The sequence below is a fragment of the Micromonospora sp. WMMD730 genome (assembly GCF_049178955.1).
Lineage (GTDB): Bacteria > Actinomycetota > Actinomycetes > Mycobacteriales > Micromonosporaceae > Micromonospora > Micromonospora wenchangensis.
Genome location: NZ_JBMHML010000002.1, coordinates 1,352,291 through 1,370,188 on the forward strand (window position 1 = coordinate 1,352,291; position 17,898 = coordinate 1,370,188).

Below are 17,898 nucleotides of genomic sequence, written 5' to 3' on the forward strand. Positions count from 1 at the left end.
TGGCATCCCGAGAGGAACCGCAGATGCGGAGAAGTCTCGTCGGCGCGGTCACCACCGTGCTGGCCGCCGCGACGGCCGTCGTGGCCGTACAGTTCACCGTCGCACCGTCCACATCGGCCGCCGCGGCGGCGGCCGAGCCGTACAGCTGGAAGAACGTCCGGATCGACGGCGGCGGCTTCGTCCCCGGCATCGTCTTCAACCAGACCGAGAAGAACCTGATCTACGCGCGCACCGACATCGGCGGCGCGTACCGCTGGGAGCAGGCCAGCCAGTCCTGGACGCCGCTGCTCGACTGGGTCGGCGCGGACAAGTGGGGCTACAACGGCGTGGTCAGCCTGGCCACCGACCCGGTGCAGACCAACCGGGTGTACGCGGCCGTCGGCATGTACACCAACGACTGGGACCCGAACAACGGCGCGATCCTGCGCTCGTCGGACAAGGGCGCCACCTGGCAGGCCACCGCGTTGCCGTTCAAGAACGGCGGCAACATGCCCGGCCGGGGCATGGGGGAGCGGCTCGCCGTCGACCCCAACAAGAACAGCATCCTCTACTACGGTGCCGAGGGCGGCAACGGCCTGTGGCGCAGCACCGACTTCGGGGTCACCTGGGCCAAGGTGGCGAACTTCCCCAACGTCGGCAACTACCGGGCCGACCCCAACGACACCACCGGCTACCAGAGCCAGAACCAGGGTCTGACCTGGGTCACCTTCGACAAGAGCACCGGTACGGCCGGCAACGCCACGCAGACCATCTACGTCGGCGTGGCGGACAAGGCGAACCCGGTGTACCGCTCGACGAACGGCGGCACGAGCTGGGAGCGGATCGCCGGGCAGCCCACCGGCTACCTGGCCCACAAGGGCGTGGTCGACCCGGTCGGCGGCTTCCTCTACATCGCCACCAGCGACACCGGCGGCCCGTACGACGGGGGCAAGGGTGACGTGTGGAAGTTCAACCGGGCCACCGGCGCGTGGACGCAGATCAGCCCGATCCCGTCGTCCAGCAGCGACGCCTACTTCGGCTACTCGGGGCTGACCATCGACCGGCAGAAGCCGAACACCCTCATGGTCGCCACCCAGATCTCCTGGTGGCCGGACGCGATCTTCTGGCGCAGCACCGACGGCGGCGCGACCTGGAGCCGGATCTGGGAGTTCGGCAGCTACCCGGAGCGCACCAAGAAGTTCAAGATGGACATCAGCTCGGTGCCGTGGCTGACCTTCGGGGCCAACCCGGCCCCGCCGGAGGAGTCCCCGAAGCTGGGCTGGATGAACGAGTCGGTGGAGATCGACCCGTTCGACTCCAACCGCTTCATGTACGGCACCGGCGCGACCATCTACGGCAGCACCGACCTCACCAAGTGGGACACCGGCGGCCAGCTCACCATCAAGCCGATGGTCAAGGGCCTGGAGGAGACCGCCGTGCAGGACCTGATCAGCCCGCCCACCGGGGCACCGCTGATCAGCGGGCTCGGTGACATCGGCGGGTTCCGGCACACCGACCTGGACGCGGTGCCGCCGATGCTGTTCACCCAGCCGGTCTTCACCACCACCACGAGCCTCGACTACGCCGAGGCGAACCCGGCGACGATGGTCCGGGCCGGTAACTTCACCGACGCCGACCGCCCCAACGACAGCCACGTCGCGTTCTCCACCGACGGCGGGGCGAACTGGTTCCAGGGCAGCGAGCCGGGCGGGATCAACAACGGCGGCACGGTCGCCGCCGCCGCCGACGGCAGCCAGTTCGTCTGGGCCCCCGGCGACGCCGGGCAGCAGGTGATCCGTTCCGTCGGGTTCGGCAACTCGTGGACCGCCGCCACCGGCATCCCGGCCAATGCCGTGGTCGAGTCCGACCGGGTCAACAAGAACAAGTTCTACGGCTTCAGCGCCGGCAAGTTCTACGTCAGCACCAACGGTGGGGCCAGCTTCACCGCGTCCGCCGCCACCGGCCTGCCGGCCACCGGGAACGTCAAGTTCAAGGCGGTGCCCGGCAAGGAGGGCGACATCTGGCTGGCCGGTGAGGGCGGGCTGTGGCGCTCCACCGACTCCGGGGCCAGCTTCACCAAGCTGGCCGGTGTGTCGGCGGCGGTGAACGTCGGCTTCGGCAAGGCCGCCCCCGGGCAGACGTATCCGGCGGTGTTCACCTTCGGCACCGTCGACGGCAAGGCCGGCGTCTACCGCTCCGACAACACCGGCGCGGCCTGGGTGCGGATCAACGACGACCAGCACCAGTACGGCAACGCGGGCGAGGCGCTGACCGGTGACCCCCGGGTCTACGGCCGGGTCTACCTGGGCACCAACGGCCGGGGCATCCTGGTCGCCGACCGGCTCGGTGGCACTCCCACCCCGACGCCGACCACCCCCGGCCCGACCACGCCGCCGCCGACGACCCCGCCTCCCACCACGCCGCCGCCCACCACGCCTCCGCCGACCACTCCGCCCCCCACGACGCCTCCGCCCACCACGCCGCCGCCGACGACCCCGCCGCCCACCGGTGGGTGCGCGGCGACGTACAAGGTGACCGGGTCGTGGCCGGGTGGCTTCCAGGGTGAGGTGACCGTGCGTAACACCGGCACCAGCGCGATCGCCGGCTGGACGGTGAACTGGACGTTCGCCAACGGTCAGACGGTCAACTCGCTCTGGGGCGGCACCTTCACCCAGACCGGGGCGAACGTCTCGGTGCGCGACGCCGGGTGGAACGGTGCGCTCGGGGGTGGCGCGAGCACCAGCATCGGCTTCACCGCCAACGTGACAGGCACCAATGCGGTTCCGGCGGTGACCTGCACCAGCCGCTGACAACTATCAACTATCCGACACCTGCCGGCTCCGCTCCCCGACCGGGGAGCGGAGCCGGCGGCATGTCCGGGCTGAGAGTGGTCGACTCAGCGGTGGCGAAGTCGCGGCATCCACCCCGGGTCTTTACCGCAACATCGCCCCAGCGGGGGTGGATTGAAGACGGCGCAGGCCCCGGTCGACGCCGAGAAGCGTGACCGGGGCCTGTACGTGCCGCGTGGAGCGGTCAGTCGTCCAGCCCGACGGGGGAGTTCGGCCGGTCCACGTCGACGAACTCGATGTCGTCGACGGCCCGGTCACCCCGGCTGCCGGCGGCCCGCGCGGCGGTGCCGGCGGCCCAGCCGATCGCCGCGCCGACCAGCGCCGCGCCGATCAGCAGGGTCCAGGGCAGGGCCGGACGCCGGCCGGCGAGCGCGTCGAAGGCGAGCGTCGCCCGACGACGGGCCTCGTCGGCGGTCGAGCCGACCAGGTCACCGGCGTCGGCCAGCCCCGAGTCCCGGACCGACCGGGCGGCGTCCCGGACGCTGTCACCGGCGGAGTCCACCGCCGAGAGCAGGTGGTGCCAGGCCTGGTCGGCGATCCGCTCGGGCTTGCTGCGGCGCTCCAGAAGGTTGCTGCCGATCATCGTGTTACCTCCTCGAATGCCGAAATCTGCGGCCACTTCGGAGGTGGTCTCCGCGCCGCAGCGGTCCTCGCGCCGACCGGTCACCCGGCCGGTGTCCGAGCAGTGCCCCGCCCGGCCGGGTCGCAAACCCGTGCGTACGGGTGACCGTCACCGCTCAGCGCACCGAGACCACGGTGGTGGCGCGGGCGAAATCGTCCCCGTCGTCGTCATCGTCGTCGTCCCCGCCGCCGAAGCCGCAGGCCAGGACGAGAGCGAGTAGTGCGCCGACCCCGGCCAGCCCGAGCAGTCTCCTGAGCATCGATCCGTCTCCTCGATCGTGGTGACCCATCTCTCGCCCACGGTAGGCACCCCGCACAACCTGCACCGGGGGAGTCGGCGGGCCGCGTCGGGGAGCCGGCGGGGCTCGCCCGGCGCACCGCATCCGGGTGTCGGTGGACCGGGGCCGCTACTCTGGGACGGTTGGAACGGCCGAGCTGGGCCGTTCGTCTGAGGAGAACAGGACCAGCAACGGTGCGGAGAGGGACGGTCCGGTCCGTCCGGATCCGCGAATTGCTCATCCCGAGGGGTGGCGACCGAGGCCATCGGAGGAATACTCTCGGTCGCGGCCCGCGTACTGATGAGGCGCCCGGGGACGGGCGAGTGGAGGTGCTCGCGTGAGCCTGTCGATCGTGAAGTCGGTCCTGCCGGCCGGTGTCATCGAGATCGCCCCCCGTGGTGAGATCGACGTCGACACCGCCTACGAGGTACGTGAGGCGATCGCCGAGGTGCTGGCCAAGGGTCGGCCCGCGCGGATCGAGCTGAACATGCGACTCGTCACCTTCATCGACTCCGTCGGGATCAGCGCCATGGTCGCCGGCTTCCAGACCGCCGAGGTCAGCGGCGTCAAACTGATCGTCACCGAGCCGAGCCGGTTCGTGCACCGACAGCTCTGGGTCACCGGCCTGCTCGGGCTCTTCGGTGCCCCGGAGCCGTACTTCGCCGGTGCCGCCACCCCGGAGGTCCTGCCCGGCGCCTGACCGGGCCCCGGTCGGCGTCGACGCCACTGACCAGGGACGTTGCCAGTCCGTCTCCGGTACGGCACGATCGTGCGACCGACGACGGTCAGGAGGCCCGGTGGTCCGGCGGGAGAGCTTCAGCTACACGGTGCAGGCGCGCTGCTCACCGGCGGACGCGATGGCGCTGCTGAGCGACCTGTCCCGGCAGGAGGAGCTGCATCCCCTGATCGTCCGGGTGCGCCGGCTGCCCGCCCGGCCGGGTGCCCTGGCCAGCTACGCGATCACCGACCGGCTGGAGCTGGGGCCGCTGCGGTTCCCCGTCACCTACCAGGCCGACGTGCTGCTGGCCGGCGACGACGAGATCGTGACGATGGCCCGCCAGCAGCCCGGCACCACCGTACGCAACCACACCCGGCTGCGGATGGAGGGTGACCTGCTGCGGATCGACGTGGAGATCACCCTCGCCGCGCCGGCCCCGCTGTTCGGCTACGCCTTCCGGCAGGCCCGCGCCGCCCACCTGGGGTTGGCCAGCCGCCTCGGCGCGGTCCTGGACAGCCGGGCCGGCGACCCACCCCCCGCCGGCTGACGACCGCCGGCACCCGCCCGGACGGTCGCGCCGCGGTGGCCCGCCCTGAGCGGACGGGCCACCGCGCCGGGATCAGATCATCGACAGGTGCACGTGGTTGGTGTGGTCGCTGGACGGGTCCCCGTTGCCCCCGCTGTACGCCTTCCACCCGCTGCTCGGCAGCCAGATCCGCTTGAACCAGATCACGTAGAGCACACCGAGCCGGTCGGCGTTGCGGATGAAGTACGCGGCGAGGTTGTTGCCGTACGTCCGGTCGCCGCCACTGGCCACCCCGCCGAAGCCGCCCTTCTGGGCGGCGAAGTCGCACGCCCGGCCCTTGGGGTGCTCGCCGGAGCCGCTGGGCCGGTAGCAGGAGACGTACCTGGTGAAACCGGCCGCCTTGGCCTGGTTCAGGGCGTTGAGCGTACGCGGGGTGATACAGCCGTTGGCCGGCGTCGGGTCGTTGACGCTGCACGACTCGGACGGCCAGGAGCCGTCGGAGTTGCGGGGCGCCCCCTTGGCGTTGCTGGTGGACGTGCCGTCCGAGCTGCCGGAGTCGCGGGAGGTGGGGGCCGGCTTGTCGGCGGCGGCCACCGCCAGCGCCCGCTCGGCCTGCTCCTTGCGCTTGCCCATGGTGGCGACCTGCTTGCGCTGTTCGGTGATCTCCTGGGTGACCGCCGCCCGGGTCCGGGTGGCCTGGTCCCGGGTCTCGATCATCGTGCGCAGTTCCTGGTCCTCCCGGGTGGCGACCGTCTCCAGCGCCGCCGCGCGGTCCAGGAAACCGCTCGGGGTGTTGCTGTTGAGCAGGGCGGACATCGGCCCGAGCCGGCCGGTGCGGTAGGCCGCGCCGGCGATCTCGCCGACCTTGGCGGTCTGCGTGACCAGCTGCCCCTCGATGGTCTTGAGCTGCCCGTCGAGTTCCTGCTGGCGCTTGGTGGAGCGCTCCAGGGCGGCCTTGGCCTCCAGCCAGCCCTTGCTGGCGGCGTCGAGCTGGTCGCGCAGCGCCGGGGTGCCGCCCTCGTCGTCGCCGGGGGCGGCGAGCCGGGTGGCGGGCGCGGCGGCGGCCGGGGTGAACGGCGCGGCCGACACGCCCAGGGCCAACGCCGTGACGACTGCGGCCAGCAGCCGCGTGGTGGTGCGTACGTGCATGCGGATGTCCTTCCGTCAGCCGCCGACCGGGTTAGCTGACGGGTTCGGGACGGAAGATCCCTACCGCTGACGCGGATGCACCCCAGGAACGTGGTTCCCCGGTTCGCCCGGGCGGGCGATTAGGCGGCGGCCTCTGCCTGGCGGAGACCGGGGCCGAGCCTACCGGTACGCGTGTGACGCCTGCCTACCTCGTGACTGAGGGTACGAGAGTGAATACCCTCAAAAGGTTCAAACGACGCAAATTTCCGCGATCTCTGTGCGGGAGTACCCGGCGGGGCTGACCGTCCGGCCCGGGGCGGGGTCACCAGTGGGCGGGGCCGCATGCGCCGGGGCTCGCCCCGGGCTCGACCTGGAGGGTGGCGTGCTCGATGTGGAAGTCCTCCCGCAGGGCGCCCCGGGCGGCCGCCAGCACCGCGCCGACCTCGGCGTCACCGGCCAGGGTGAGGTGGGCCGAGGCGACGTCCATGCCGGAGGTGAGCGTCCAGACGTGCAGGTCGTGCACCTCGGCGACACCGGGCACGGCGGTCAGCCGGTCGTGCACGGCGGTCACCGGCAGGTGCTCCGGGGCGGCCTGGACCAGGATGCGCACCGCCGCCCGGCCGAGCCGCCAGGTGCGGGGCAGGATGAACACGCCGATCGCCACGGCGACCAGTGGGTCGGCCCACCACCAGCCGGTGCCGGCGATCAGCAGCGCCGCCACGATCACCCCGACCGAACCGAGCAGGTCGCCGAGCACCTCCAGGTACGCCCCGCGCAGGTTGATGCTCTCCTTGGCGCCCTCCCGCAGCAGGCCGAACGCGACGATGTTGGCGAGCAGGCCGAGCACCGCCACCACCAGCATCGGGCCGGCCAGCACCTCGGGTGGCTCGCCGAACCGGCGGACCGCCTCGATCAGCACGTAGACCGCGACCCCGCTGAGCAGGACGGCGTTGGCCAGGGCGGCGAGCACCTCCAGCCGGTAGAGGCCGAAGGTGCGCTGCGGGTCCCGGGCGGCCCGCCGGGTGGCGGTGATCGCGGCCAGCGCCATCCCGATGCCGAGCACGTCGGTGAACATGTGCCCCGCGTCGGAGAGCAGGGCCAGCGAGCCGGTGCCGAAGGCGGCCACCGCCTCGACCACCATGAGCACGGCGAGCAGCCCGAACGCCGCCCAGAGCCGACCCCGGTGCCGGTGCGCGGCGTTGCTCACCGTCGCGCTGTGGTCATGACCTGCGCCCACGTCCACACCCTCCGTCGCCGCTGCGGACCCGCTCCAATCTATGCTCACATCGCTATGTATGCAAGTGATGGTCGGACGTCCGGCCAGGTGGGCCGGGTCCCGGTCGGTCAGCCGGTCGGCTCGACGGTGGTGAGGCGCTGGGTCGCCCGGGACAACGCCACGTAGAGCGTCCGCACCCCGGAGCCCGGATCGGCCCGGATCTCGCCGGGGCAGACCAGCACCACCCCGTCGTACTCCATGCCCTTGGCCTGGAGGCTGGTCACCACCTGCAGGCGCGCCCCACCCCGGTCGCCCAACCAGCCGGCGACCTCGTCGCGGCGGGGCACCGGGGTGATCACGCCGACCGTCCCCGCCACCTCGGCCAGCAGCGTGTCCACCGCGTCGGCCGTCGTCCGGGCCAGCTCCGCCGCCGGCACGTGCAGCGCCACCGGGTCCACCCCGGTGGAGCGCACCGCGCTCGGCAACTCCAGGTCCGGGTAGAGCCGGCGGATCTCCGCCGCCGCCACCGCGAAGATCTCCGCCGAGTTGCGGTAGTTGGTGGAGAGCGTGAACCGGTGCCGCCGCCGCCGGCCCAGCGCCTGGTCCCGGGCCCGGTCCAGCTCCGCCTGGTCACCCGTCCAGGCGGTCTGCGCCGGATCACCCACCACCGTCCAGGAGGCGAGCCGACCGCGCCGGCCGATCATCCGCCACTGCATCGGCGAGACGTCCTGCGACTCGTCGACCACCACGTGCGCGTAGTCCCGGTAGTCCTCCGGCCGCTCCCGGGCCGCCGCCCGCGCGGCACGCTGCCGCTCCCCGAAGGTGCTCAGCTCCCGGACGCCACCGGCGAGCTGGAACGGGTCCCGCCGGGCCTTCTTCGGACGGACCGGCTGGCCCAGCAGCGCGTCCAGCTCGTCGAGGAGGGCGATGTCGGCCACCGTCAGCCCCTCGGTGTCCAGCGACCGGTACGCCTCCACCAGCAACCCGACCTCCGCCCGGGACAGGACGCCGGCCGCGTACCGGTGCAGCCGCTCCGGCCGGGCCAACCAGCCCAGCACGTGCCGGGGATGCAGCCGGGGCCACCACGCCTTGAGGAACTCCCGGAACTCCGGCCGCTCGATGATCTCGTCCTCGAAGGCGGGCTGCTCGGGCAGGCCGGCGACGGCCGACCGCCGGGCCTGCGCGTACAACGCGGCGAGCACCCCGTCGAAGCCGACCCGGCGGACCTCGTTGCGGCGGGCCCCCCGGTGCAACGCCCGGTCCCGGATGCCGTCCAGCTCGCGCCGTTCCAGGCGCAGCAGCGCACCCCGGTAGAGCAGCCGCAACTCCTGCGGGCCGTCCGGCACCGCGTCCCGGGCCGCCCGCTCCAGCACCCGCCGCATCCGCAGCGAACCCTTCACCGCCGCCACCTCGGGCCCGTCCGTGCGGGTCGCCGACAGGCCGGGGAACAGCGACCCCAGCGAGTGCAGGGTGGCGGTCTCCTCGCCCAGCGAGGGCAGCACCGAGGCGATGTACTCCACGAACACCGCCGACGGGCCGACCACCAGGATGCCGCCGCCGGCGTACCGGCTGCGGTCGGCATAGAGCAGGTACGCCGCCCGGTGCAGGGCCACCGCCGTCTTCCCGGTGCCCGGCCCGCCGGAGACGATGGTGACCCCCGAGCCGGGGGACCGGATCGCCTCGTCCTGCTCCCGCTGGATGGTGGCGATGATGTCCCGCATCCCCCGGCCGGTCGCCCGGGACAGGGTCGCCAGCAGGGCCCCGTCACCCACCACCGGCATGTCCGGCGGGGCGGCCTCCGGGTCGAGCAGGTCGTCCTCGATCCGGGTGACCTTCTCGTCCGACGAGCTGATCGTGCGCCGCCGCACCACCCCCAGCGGCTCCGCCGGGGTGGCCCGGTAGAAGGCGGCGGCGGCCGGGGCCCGCCAGTCGACCACCAGCGTCTCGGCGTCGTCACCGCGCACCCCGAGCCGCCCGACGTGCAGCACCTGCCGGTCGCGCAGGTCCAGCCGGCCGAAGACCAGCCCCTCGTGCTCGGCGTCCAACAGGTGCCGGCGCTGGGCGGCGTGGAAGACCATCGCGTCCCGCTCCACCAGCGCACCGAAGGTGCCGACCCCGGCCATCCGGTAGCCGTCCCGCTCGGCGCGGGCGGCCGAGCGGCGCAGTTCGGCGAGCCGGGCGTACACCCGGTCGAGATGCCGTTGCTCGGCGGCGATCTCCTGCTCCAGGGTGGTCTGGTCGGTCAACGTACCGGCTCCTGTGCGACGGCGACGCCGGGCGCGGGTGCACGCCAGGCGGAATGAGGGTACGGGCAGCCGCCCACCCCCCGGCGGGCCGATACCCGTACCGCGACCTCCACCACCACCGCGCCGCCTGCCCGGGGTGGAGGTCGTCCGCCCCCACGCACGGGCCGACCCGCCGGGGCGCGGCCGCGCGGGGCGACGGCGGGTCGGCTCAGCGCGTCGTCCGCCCGGCGGACGCCGGGTCGCCCGGGACGTCGGCGCACGCCCGGCCGGCCGGGACGTCGGCAGGACGACGGGGCCCCGGTGGCGTAGCCCCGGCGGTGGACAGCACCCGGTCGAGCACCCCGGCGACGGCGGCGTTCACCTCGTCCGGACGCTCCATCATCAACATGTGCCCGGCACCGGGGCAGACGGTCAGCTCGGTGGCCGGCAGCGCCGCCGCGATCGATTCCGCACACGGCGGCGGGGTCAGCCGGTCCCGGTCCCCGACCAGCGCCGCCGCCGGCAGGTGCGCCAACGCCGCGAGCGTCGCCAGCCGGTGCTGGGCGCCGATCGAGGCGCGGAAACCACCGATCGAGCGCAGCGAGGCGCGGGCCACCGCCGAGGTGACCAGCCGGATGTCGGCGCCGGAGCAGCGGTCGCCGAAGAGCATCCACCTGATGCTCGGGGCCAGGGCGCGCAGCAGCGGGCGGGGTGGCCGCCAGGAGCCGCACCGGGCCAGCACCCCGGCCCCGGTGGTCTCGGCGAGCCGGATCAGCCGGGCGATCCGCGGCGACAGGCCGTACACCGTGTGGGTGTGGCCCTCGGCGGTGGTGGAGACGAAAACCAGCCCGGCCGTACGGGCGGCGAAGTGGGACGGGTGCCGGTGGGCGTACTCCATCACGCTCATCCCGCCCATCGAGTGCCCGACGAGCAGCACCGGCCCCGCCGGGGCGACCTCGTCCAGCACCGCCGCGAGGTCGTCGCCGAGCTGGGCCAGGGTCGCCGTGCGCAGCGCCATGCAGCTGGACCGGCCGTGCCCCCGGGCGTCGTAGGTGACCACCCGGATCCGGTCGCCGAAGCGGGTGCGCAGGTCGGTGAGCTGCCGGTGCCAGGCCCGACCGTCGAGCGTCCAGCCGTGCAGCAGGACCACGGTCACCTCGGCCCCGACCGGGCCGGTCACCTCGACGTGCAGGCGTACCCCGTCGGGCAGCCGCAACTCCCGTTGCTCCGGCATCGCCACCTCCCAGGCACCCGGGACACATTCACCGGCGTAACCCGGCGGTAACACCGGCTACCCGACATCAGACCACGCCAACCGTGTCGGTGAGAAGATTCCCGACCCGCCCGCACGAGGTCGGCCCGGCGGTCAGTCTGTAGCCATGCCGAGTCCGCCCACCGGGGCCGCCCGGACCCCCGACCGGCCGTCCGTCGACGCCGGGCCACCCCGGGCCGCGCGCACCCCCCGGGCGGCGCTGGCCGAGCTGCTCACCGGCAACCGGCGCTTCGTCAGCGGCCGACCGGTCCACGGGCACGACGTGACCGCCGCCGCGGCCGTGGCCTCCGGCGACCAGCAGCCGTACGCGGTGCTGCTCGGCTGCATCGACTCACGGGTGCCGCTGGAGGCGATCTTCGACCAGACCTTCGGGTCGATCTGCGTGATCCGTACCGGGGGACACGTGCTCGACCGGGCCGTGCGGGGCTCGATCGAGTACGTGGTGGCGCAGCTCGGGGTCACCCTGGTGATGGTGCTGGGGCACGAACGGTGCGGCGCGGTCGCCGCGACGGTGGACAGCGTGCGGACGGGCCGGCGTCCGGACGGTGACCTGGGCTACCTGGTCGAGCGGATCACCCCGGCGGTGACCGAGGCGGGGCCGCACGACCCGGCCGTGCACCCGCTGGCCGTACGCCGGCACGTCCGCCGTACGGTGCGGGCGCTGCGCGCCGACGACATGCTGGCCGGCCCGGTCGCGGCGGGTGGGGTGGACGTCGTCGGCGCCCTGTACGACCTGGACACCGGCGAGGTCACCCTGCTCGACGACGGAGCCTGACCCGGCCGGCGCAGACGCGCAACCGCCCGCCGGGGTGACCCGACGGGCGGTTGCGGTCGTGCTGGGGGAGGGCTCAGCCCTCGAAGACGCCGGCCTCGACGAGACGCTTCTCGGTCTTGTCCCACCCGTGGTCGGGGTGGGTGGCGGCGAGGTTGCTGATCTCGGCGCGGATCTTGGCGGCGTGACCGGCGGTGGCCAGCGTCCGGATCTCCTCGACGAAGGCGTCGGAGTCGGTACGCAGGTGCGCGGTCTTGCCGTTGGTCAGGTTCCGCACGTAGGCGTGCTTGCCGCCGTTGAGCGGGATGAGGTACTTGAACTCGCCCAGCACGCTGAGGGCGCCACCCTGGCCAGCCTGGCCGGCCCGGACTGACGCGCGCGCGGTCTTCGAGGTGTTGCTCGCCACGGAGATGCTCCTTGCAAGACGTACGGGAGGACGGGGAACGTCCGGGGGCTGTAGCGGGTGACGCCCGGTGGTCGTCTGACGCTCGGTGGTCGTCGGACGCCCGGGTGGGTCGTCGGCCCGCGAAGTGGTGCGACGGCACAGAACCGCCCAGAGAAATATACACGACCACGGTGCCTGGCAGCTCACCGTGCCCGTCGGAGTGCACAACCCCGGTCACCGGTCCGGGTATTTCCCGCCGGCGAATTTTCCGATTCCCTGGCGCACCATCCGTCACAGCAGTCATCATGTGTGGCAACAGCCACTCGGGTGTCGAGGTCGTAGGGGAAGACGCACCTCGCCCTCCGGGAGGTCACCGTGCCAACGCGTGGCGTCGTATACGTCCACTCGACCCCGCTCGCCGTGTGCTCGCACGTCGAGTGGGCGATCGCGCGCGTCCTCGCCGCGCCGGTCAACCTGCACTGGACGGCTCAGCCCGTCGATCCCGGCGCCCGCCGGGCCGAGTGCGGATGGACCGGCCGGCCGGGGACGGGTGCCGAGCTGGCTGCTGCCCTGAGGCAGTGGCCCATGATCCGTTTCGAGGTGACCGAGGAACCCAGCACCGGCGCGGACGGCGAACGCTTCATGCACGTGCCCGGCCGGGGCCTGTTCCGGGCCGCGGTGGGTGCCGCCGGCGATATCCAGCTCGGCGAGGACCGGCTGCGCAGCATCATGGCGTCGGTCCGCCCGGAGGCCCTGGCGCACGCCCTGGACAAGGCGATGGGCACCGCCTGGGACGCCGAGCTGGAGCCCTACCGCTACGCCGGGGACGGCGCGCCGGTGACCCTACTGACCCGGGTCGGCTGACCGCAGCCCGCCCGCGCGCCGTCGCATGTGCCGATGCGGTCGGCGTGGCTGTCCGGGTGTCGGCACCTGCCGGCCTGTCTCCGTGCGATGCCTGATGCCCACCGGTCTCGTCTCCGGGCACCCGCGCCGACGACCCCGTGTCGGCTACTCCCGGAGCCACGTCCCGCAGAGAGCTGTATGCCTGTCCGTCACAAATGTGACGGACAGGCATAAGGCTCTCGGAGGTTGTCCCCACCCGAGGCGCACGACCGGGCCGGCCCGTTTTGGCTGGATTTCACGGCGAGCGGCCAGCCAGGGGTAGCCGCCCGCCGGGCGGTGGCGCCGGGTGAATCCGCTCACCCGGACCGGCCGCGTCCCGCCCGGGACCCGCCGGTGAGCCGGACACCCGGTCGGGGAGGGGCACTCCGCGCCCACCGCCTGACCTGGTCGGGTTGCCGCTGATCTCCGGCGGGGGTTGGATGGGCCGGGTGCCGATCTCCCCGCGACGTGCCGGCGTCGCCGTCACCGCCCTGACCGCGCTGCTCGCCTCCGGATGCGCGGGGGAGGGACAGGCTCCCGCGCCGGTCCGCCCCGAAGCCACCCCGACGTCCACCGCGTCCGTCGCCGCCGACGACCCCGCCGGCCGGGCCGCCGCGCTGGCCGGCACCCTCGGCGACGAGGACCTGGTGGGCCAGGTGCTGATGCCGTACGCGTACGGCAGTTCGGCGACGACGGTGACCCCCGGCTCGGCCGCCGGCAACCAGGCCCTCGCCGGGGTCGACACCCCCGCCCAGATGATCGCGAAGTACCGGCTCGGCGGGCTGATCCTGGTCGGGTTCAGCGCCGACGACCCCACCTCCGGCAACCAGTCCACCACCAACGTCGACAATCCGGCCCAGGTGAAGAAGCTGACCGCCGGGCTGCGCGAGGCCGCCGGGAAGCTGGCGGCCGGCCCGGCGCCCTTCCTGGTCGGCACCGACCAGGAGTACGGGGTGGTCACCCGGATCACCGACGGGGTGACCACGCTGCCCAGCGCGCTGGCCGCCGGGGCGGCCGACGACCCGGCCCGGACCGAGGCCGCCTGGAAGGCCGCCGGCACCGAGCTGGCCGCGATGGGGGTGAACCTGGACTTCGCCCCGGTCGCCGACGTCCTGGCCACCCGCAGCACGGTCATCGGCTCGCGGTCCTTCGGCGCGGACCCGAAGCGGGCCGCCGCGCAGGTCGCGGGCGCGGTCCAAGGGTTGCAGAGCGCCGGGGTGGCGGCCAGCGTCAAGCACTTCCCCGGGCACGGGCTCAGCGCCGCCGACTCGCACCAGGAGGTCCCGGTGGTCGGCCAGCCCCGGGCCGAGCTGGACGCCACGGCCTTCCCGCCGTTCCGGGCCGGCATCGACGCCGGGGCGATGGCGGTGATGTCGGCGCACCTCGACGTCACCGCCGTGGACCCGGGCACCCCGGCCACCTTCTCCCGCAAGCTGCTCACCGACGTGCTGCGCGGCGAGCTGGGCTTCCAGGGGGTGGTGATCACCGACGGGATGAACATGCCGCCGGCCAAGCGCTACCCGCCGGGCGAGGCGGCGGTGAAGGCCCTGCTCGCCGGCAACGACCTGATCCTGATGACCCCGAACGTCGGCCAGGCGTACGACGGGTTGCTGGCCGCGCTGCGCGACGGCTCGCTGCCCCGGGACCGGCTGGTGGCGGCGGTCACCCGGGTGTTGACCATGAAGTTCCGGCTCGCCGACCGGCCGACGCCGGCGATGTCCACGCTCGACAGCGCCCCGCACCGGGCCGCCGCCACCGCGCTGGCCGCCGCGGCGGTCACCCAGCTGCGCGGGAAGTGCGGCGTCGCGGTGTCCGGCCCGGTCACCGTCACCACCTCCGACGGGCGGGACAAGACCCGGGCGACGCTCACCGCGGCGTTGACCGCTGCGGGCGTGCGGGTGGTGGCCAAGGGCGGCACCCGGGTGCACCTGGTCGGCTACGGCGACGGCCCGAAGGATCTCGCCGCCGACGCGGCGGTCACCGTGGCGATGGACACCCCGTACGTGCTGGAGAAGGCGACCTCGCCGACCCTGCTGGCGACCTACTCGTCCAGCCGGGCTTCGATGACGGCGCTCGCCGGGGTGCTGGCCGGCAAGGCCCGCCCCACCGGTCGTTCCCCGATGCCGCTGACCGGGCTGCCCGCCACCAGTTGCACCGGCTGACCCCTGACACCGGCGTGGCCGGCCGCCGACGGAGTCGACGACCGGCCACGGGTCACGCGGTGGCGGATCAGTTCAGCGGGACCTGCTGCGCCACTGCCGCGCCACCGGACTCGAAGGCGGCCAGCAGCGACGTCGGGGTGCCCCCGCTGACCGGGACCGTCACGGTGACCCGGTCACCGGCGGCCAGCCGTACGGTGTGCTCGCCCCGGGCCGTGTCGCCGTCCCAGGCGTACAGGTAGGCGGTTCCGGCCCGGTCGGCACGCAGGGTGACCTGCACGCCGTCGGTGACCCGGTGGGCCGAGGTCAGCCGCAGCGCCGAGTTCTTCAGCCTCGGCACGGCGGCCGGGGCCACCCCGTCCACGGCCGACTGGGCGATGGTCTGCGGGCTGTGCACGCTGCGCGCCGAGGTGTCCGGGAACACCGGCGTGCTGGGCTGCCGGGCCGCCGGCTGGTAGCCGGGCAGGGTGGCCAGGCCGTAGCGGTACGGGTCGGCCCGGACGCCGGTGAAGGTGGACCAGCCCAGCCGGGACTGCGAGCTGAGGTCCTGGGTGTCCGAGTCGTAGACCAGCACGTTGAAGCCCATCCGGGCCGGGTCCACCGCGTCGGGCAGCACCGCGAACGGGATCATCGTCTCGATGGTGTAGCCGGTGTACGGGGAGCTGACCTTGCTGACCACGGTCATCCCCGGTGCGGTGGTCGCCCCCGGGCCCTGCCGGTTGTCGGCGTCACGCTGCCAGCACGGCGGGTTGCCGTTGGCCGGGTCGTCGGTGATCGGGAAGATGCCCGCCTTGAACACGGTCGAGGTGTCCGTCGAGTTCCCCTTCGGGTCGACGATGATCTCCACGCTGTCGGTACGGCGCTGCCGCTTGCAGTCCTGCGGGACCACCTTCTTGCCCAGCACGTCGTCGGTGACCTGGACGATCACCTTCAGCCCGTCGGCGGTCCAGGCGATCCGACCGGTCGCCGAGGCGTCCTGCGGGGTCGTGGCCTGACCCTCCCAGATGCGGGAGAAGTCCAGCTCCGGGCCGGGGTACTCGCCGGGCGAGGCGACCCCGTCGACGGTGCCGGCCCCGGCGGCCGGAACCTCGGTGGTCGGCACGATCTCCAGTGCGCCGGTCTCCACGGTGCTGCCGGCGGCGCTGGTGGTGGTGATGGTGATGCCGTAGTCGCCGTCCGTGCCGCCCTCGTTGGCGGTCGGCAGGGTGGCGTCGGTGTTGGTGACGGTGAAGGTGACCGCCCCGGTCGCGCCGGGGGCCAGCGCGGGGTAGCTCTTGGTGGCCGCGTCGGCGGTGAAGCCGGCCGGCAGGCCGAGGGTGACGGTGCCGGAGCGGCTGACCCGGCCGTGGTTGCGCAGGTCGATGCGGACCGACCGCTGCTTGCCGGAGCCGATGGTGAGCACCGGCTTGATCAGGGTGTCCAACTGCGGGTATCCGCCGTCACCGGCCCAGGTGCGGAACGTGCCCACCTCGGGCAGCGGCTCCAGGGTGCCCCGGACGTCGGCGACCACCCGGACGGCCCGGTCGGTGCGCCCGGCACCCTGGCGGGTGGTCAGGGTGGCCCCGATGAGCTGCTGCTGGTTCGTGTCGGCGTCGGCCGGAACGGTGACGGTGAACTTGCGGGTCCGCTCCTTGCCCGACGGCACGTCGTTGGCGAGCACGCCGGAGCCCTTGGCCTTCCAGCCGGCCGGCAGCCGCAGGTCGATCCGGGGCTTGACCAGGGCGCGGTTGTGCGGGGCGCGCAGGTGCGCGGTGACCTCGACGGTCGCGCCGGGGGCCAGGTCGAACCGGTCGGTGGTGAGGTACAGCTCGGTGCCCTTGGGCAGGCCACCGGTCACCGGCGGCAGCACCGAGCCGCGCAGGATCGCCTCCGGGGAGGTGTCCGCCGGGTCGTACGGGACGCGGCTGTCGATCAGGGTGTAGAAGTCGCACCGGATCTTCGTCGGGTCGGTGGGGGCGGCGGCGGTGCCGGCCCAGCCCTGGGTGACGTACTCCCGGCGGGCGTCGACCTCGATCTCGGCCCAGGTCTTCCCGTTGGCGCTTTCGGTGCCCTCCCAGACGCCGAAGACCTGGTCGGTCGGGACGGTGGGGGTGAAGCTGGTCGCGCACTGCGGGCCGGCGGCGGAGGTGCCGGTGCCGCCGCTGCGCAGGAACTTCGCGGCCCGGAACGGGCTCAACCCCTCGGCGCTGAGCTGCTCGGGGAAGGCGTTCGGGTCGGCGGCGGCGGCGAACGCCTCGGCGGCGAACCGGGCGGCCTGCTGGTGGTTGCCGTGGTTGCCCGGGGTCGGCGACGGGTTCATCGTCATGATGATCTCGGGCCGGGTGGTCCGGATGACCCGGACGATCTGGCCGAGGGTGTCGTCGTGGCCCCAGATCTGCTCGGACAGCGGGGCGGACGCGGTGTACCAGAAGTCGACCCGGTCGAGGTTGTAGAGGTTCTCCACGCCGGCCTTGCCGATCGCGGTGCGTTCCTCGCGTTCGCGGATGATGCCCAGCGGCGGACCCTCTTCGAGGCCGACGGCGTTGCCGCCGCCCTCGCCCCGGGTGATGGTGACGACGCCGGCCTTGGCGCCGTACTTCTCCTTCCACTGGCCGAGGGTGGCGAGGCTGCCGGCTTCGTCGTCGGGGTGGGCGCTGACGAAGAGCACGTCGAGGTCGACGGCCTTGGGCGGGCGGACGTCGGCCGGGGCGGCGACGGCGGTGGCGGGCGCCCCGGCCACGGCCAGGGCGAGTGCGGTGGGTAGCAGGAAACCCTTGATGCGCATGCGGATCCTTCCGGGACCACGGTGTCCGGGCAGCGACCGTCCGCGTCGGACGCGGGGCGTCCGACGCGGGGTCGTCGGTGGACGGTGAGGCGGCGGGAACGGGAACGGTGGGCGTCGTCGGAC

Annotated in this window: 14 protein-coding genes and 1 riboswitch; of the genes, 6 read left to right on the forward strand and 8 right to left on the reverse strand. The window is 73.5% G+C overall.

Annotated elements, in window-relative coordinates; all coding sequences use genetic code 11:
* The first annotated feature begins 23 nt into the window (after positions 1-23).
* Positions 24-2,789, forward strand: a complete 2,766-nt coding sequence (locus ACN265_RS06195; protein ID WP_421406345.1) for a cellulose binding domain-containing protein — start codon at positions 24-26, stop codon at positions 2,787-2,789.
* Between the two features lie 223 nt (positions 2,790-3,012).
* Here the strand turns inward: ACN265_RS06195 and ACN265_RS06200 are convergent, their stop codons facing one another.
* Both ACN265_RS06200 and ACN265_RS06205 read right to left on the reverse strand, forming a co-directional pair.
* Positions 3,013-3,411 (reverse strand): hypothetical protein, encoded by a 399-nt coding sequence (locus tag ACN265_RS06200; protein WP_088647175.1) that lies wholly within the window; start codon positions 3,409-3,411, stop codon positions 3,013-3,015.
* A 154-nt stretch (positions 3,412-3,565) separates the two neighbouring features.
* Positions 3,566-3,709 (reverse strand): hypothetical protein, encoded by a 144-nt coding sequence (locus tag ACN265_RS06205; protein ID WP_204926380.1) that lies wholly within the window; start codon positions 3,707-3,709, stop codon positions 3,566-3,568.
* A 355-nt stretch (positions 3,710-4,064) separates the two neighbouring features.
* On the opposite strand from ACN265_RS06205, the gene ACN265_RS06210 reads away from it, so the two are divergent.
* Both ACN265_RS06210 and ACN265_RS06215 read left to right on the forward strand, forming a co-directional pair.
* Positions 4,065-4,427, forward strand: coding sequence for an STAS domain-containing protein (locus ACN265_RS06210; protein ID WP_067309377.1), 363 nt, complete (start codon positions 4,065-4,067; stop codon positions 4,425-4,427).
* 97 nt (positions 4,428-4,524) lie between these two features.
* Positions 4,525-4,992, forward strand: coding sequence for an SRPBCC family protein (locus ACN265_RS06215; RefSeq protein ID WP_421406346.1), 468 nt, complete (start codon positions 4,525-4,527; stop codon positions 4,990-4,992).
* A gap of 72 nt (positions 4,993-5,064) precedes the next feature.
* Here ACN265_RS06215 and ACN265_RS06220 read toward each other — a convergent pair whose 3' ends face one another.
* The 4 genes from ACN265_RS06220 to ACN265_RS06235 form a co-directional block, all read right to left on the reverse strand.
* Complete coding sequence (locus ACN265_RS06220) at positions 5,065-6,120, reverse strand: coiled-coil domain-containing protein (RefSeq protein ID WP_421406348.1); 1,056 nt, start codon at positions 6,118-6,120, stop codon at positions 5,065-5,067.
* A gap of 4 nt (positions 6,121-6,124) precedes the next feature.
* A riboswitch (cyclic di-AMP (ydaO/yuaA leader) is annotated at positions 6,125-6,256 on the reverse strand.
* Between the two features lie 165 nt (positions 6,257-6,421).
* Entirely contained in the window at positions 6,422-7,336 is a 915-nt protein-coding gene (locus ACN265_RS06225; RefSeq protein ID WP_204926383.1) for a cation diffusion facilitator family transporter, read from the reverse strand.
* 107 nt (positions 7,337-7,443) lie between these two features.
* Entirely contained in the window at positions 7,444-9,561 is a 2,118-nt protein-coding gene (locus tag ACN265_RS06230; protein ID WP_421406349.1) for a HelD family protein, read from the reverse strand.
* 208 nt (positions 9,562-9,769) lie between these two features.
* Entirely contained in the window at positions 9,770-10,774 is a 1,005-nt protein-coding gene (locus tag ACN265_RS06235; RefSeq protein ID WP_420115613.1) for an alpha/beta fold hydrolase, read from the reverse strand.
* A gap of 145 nt (positions 10,775-10,919) precedes the next feature.
* Between ACN265_RS06235 and ACN265_RS06240 the strand changes: the two genes are divergently transcribed.
* Positions 10,920-11,588, forward strand: coding sequence for a carbonic anhydrase (locus ACN265_RS06240; protein WP_357933355.1), 669 nt, complete (start codon positions 10,920-10,922; stop codon positions 11,586-11,588).
* 73 nt (positions 11,589-11,661) lie between these two features.
* Here the strand turns inward: ACN265_RS06240 and ACN265_RS06245 are convergent, their stop codons facing one another.
* The gene (locus ACN265_RS06245) at positions 11,662-11,991 is read right to left on the reverse strand and encodes a hypothetical protein (protein ID WP_088647745.1); all 330 of its coding nucleotides are present in this window, start codon (positions 11,989-11,991) and stop codon (positions 11,662-11,664) included.
* A 354-nt stretch (positions 11,992-12,345) separates the two neighbouring features.
* Between ACN265_RS06245 and ACN265_RS06250 the strand changes: the two genes are divergently transcribed.
* Both ACN265_RS06250 and ACN265_RS06255 read left to right on the forward strand, forming a co-directional pair.
* Complete coding sequence (locus ACN265_RS06250) at positions 12,346-12,834, forward strand: DUF3145 domain-containing protein (protein WP_088647746.1); 489 nt, start codon at positions 12,346-12,348, stop codon at positions 12,832-12,834.
* 458 nt (positions 12,835-13,292) lie between these two features.
* Positions 13,293-15,014, forward strand: coding sequence for a glycoside hydrolase family 3 protein (locus tag ACN265_RS06255; RefSeq protein ID WP_357024942.1), 1,722 nt, complete (start codon positions 13,293-13,295; stop codon positions 15,012-15,014).
* 67 nt (positions 15,015-15,081) lie between these two features.
* Here the strand turns inward: ACN265_RS06255 and ACN265_RS06260 are convergent, their stop codons facing one another.
* A complete protein-coding gene (locus ACN265_RS06260) occupies positions 15,082-17,775 on the reverse strand; it encodes a sugar-binding protein (protein WP_421406351.1) in 2,694 nt (897 codons plus the stop codon).
* Positions 17,776-17,898 lie beyond the last annotated feature (123 nt).

Excerpts from the sequence above, each read along its gene's own strand:
- ACN265_RS06220 (WP_421406348.1), bottom strand. The coding sequence starts at position 6,120 with ATGCACGTACGCACCACCACGCGGCTGCTGGCCGCAGTCGTCACGGCG.
- ACN265_RS06235 (WP_420115613.1), bottom strand. The coding sequence starts at position 10,774 with ATGCCGGAGCAACGGGAGTTGCGGCTGCCCGACGGGGTACGCCTGCAC.
- ACN265_RS06205 (WP_204926380.1), bottom strand. The coding sequence starts at position 3,709 with ATGCTCAGGAGACTGCTCGGGCTGGCCGGGGTCGGCGCACTACTCGCT.
- ACN265_RS06195 (WP_421406345.1), top strand. The coding sequence starts at position 24 with ATGCGGAGAAGTCTCGTCGGCGCGGTCACCACCGTGCTGGCCGCCGCG.
- ACN265_RS06260 (WP_421406351.1), bottom strand. The coding sequence starts at position 17,775 with ATGCGCATCAAGGGTTTCCTGCTACCCACCGCACTCGCCCTGGCCGTG.
- ACN265_RS06255 (WP_357024942.1), top strand. The coding sequence starts at position 13,293 with ATGGGCCGGGTGCCGATCTCCCCGCGACGTGCCGGCGTCGCCGTCACC.
- ACN265_RS06240 (WP_357933355.1), top strand. The coding sequence starts at position 10,920 with ATGCCGAGTCCGCCCACCGGGGCCGCCCGGACCCCCGACCGGCCGTCC.
- ACN265_RS06200 (WP_088647175.1), bottom strand. The coding sequence starts at position 3,411 with ATGATCGGCAGCAACCTTCTGGAGCGCCGCAGCAAGCCCGAGCGGATC.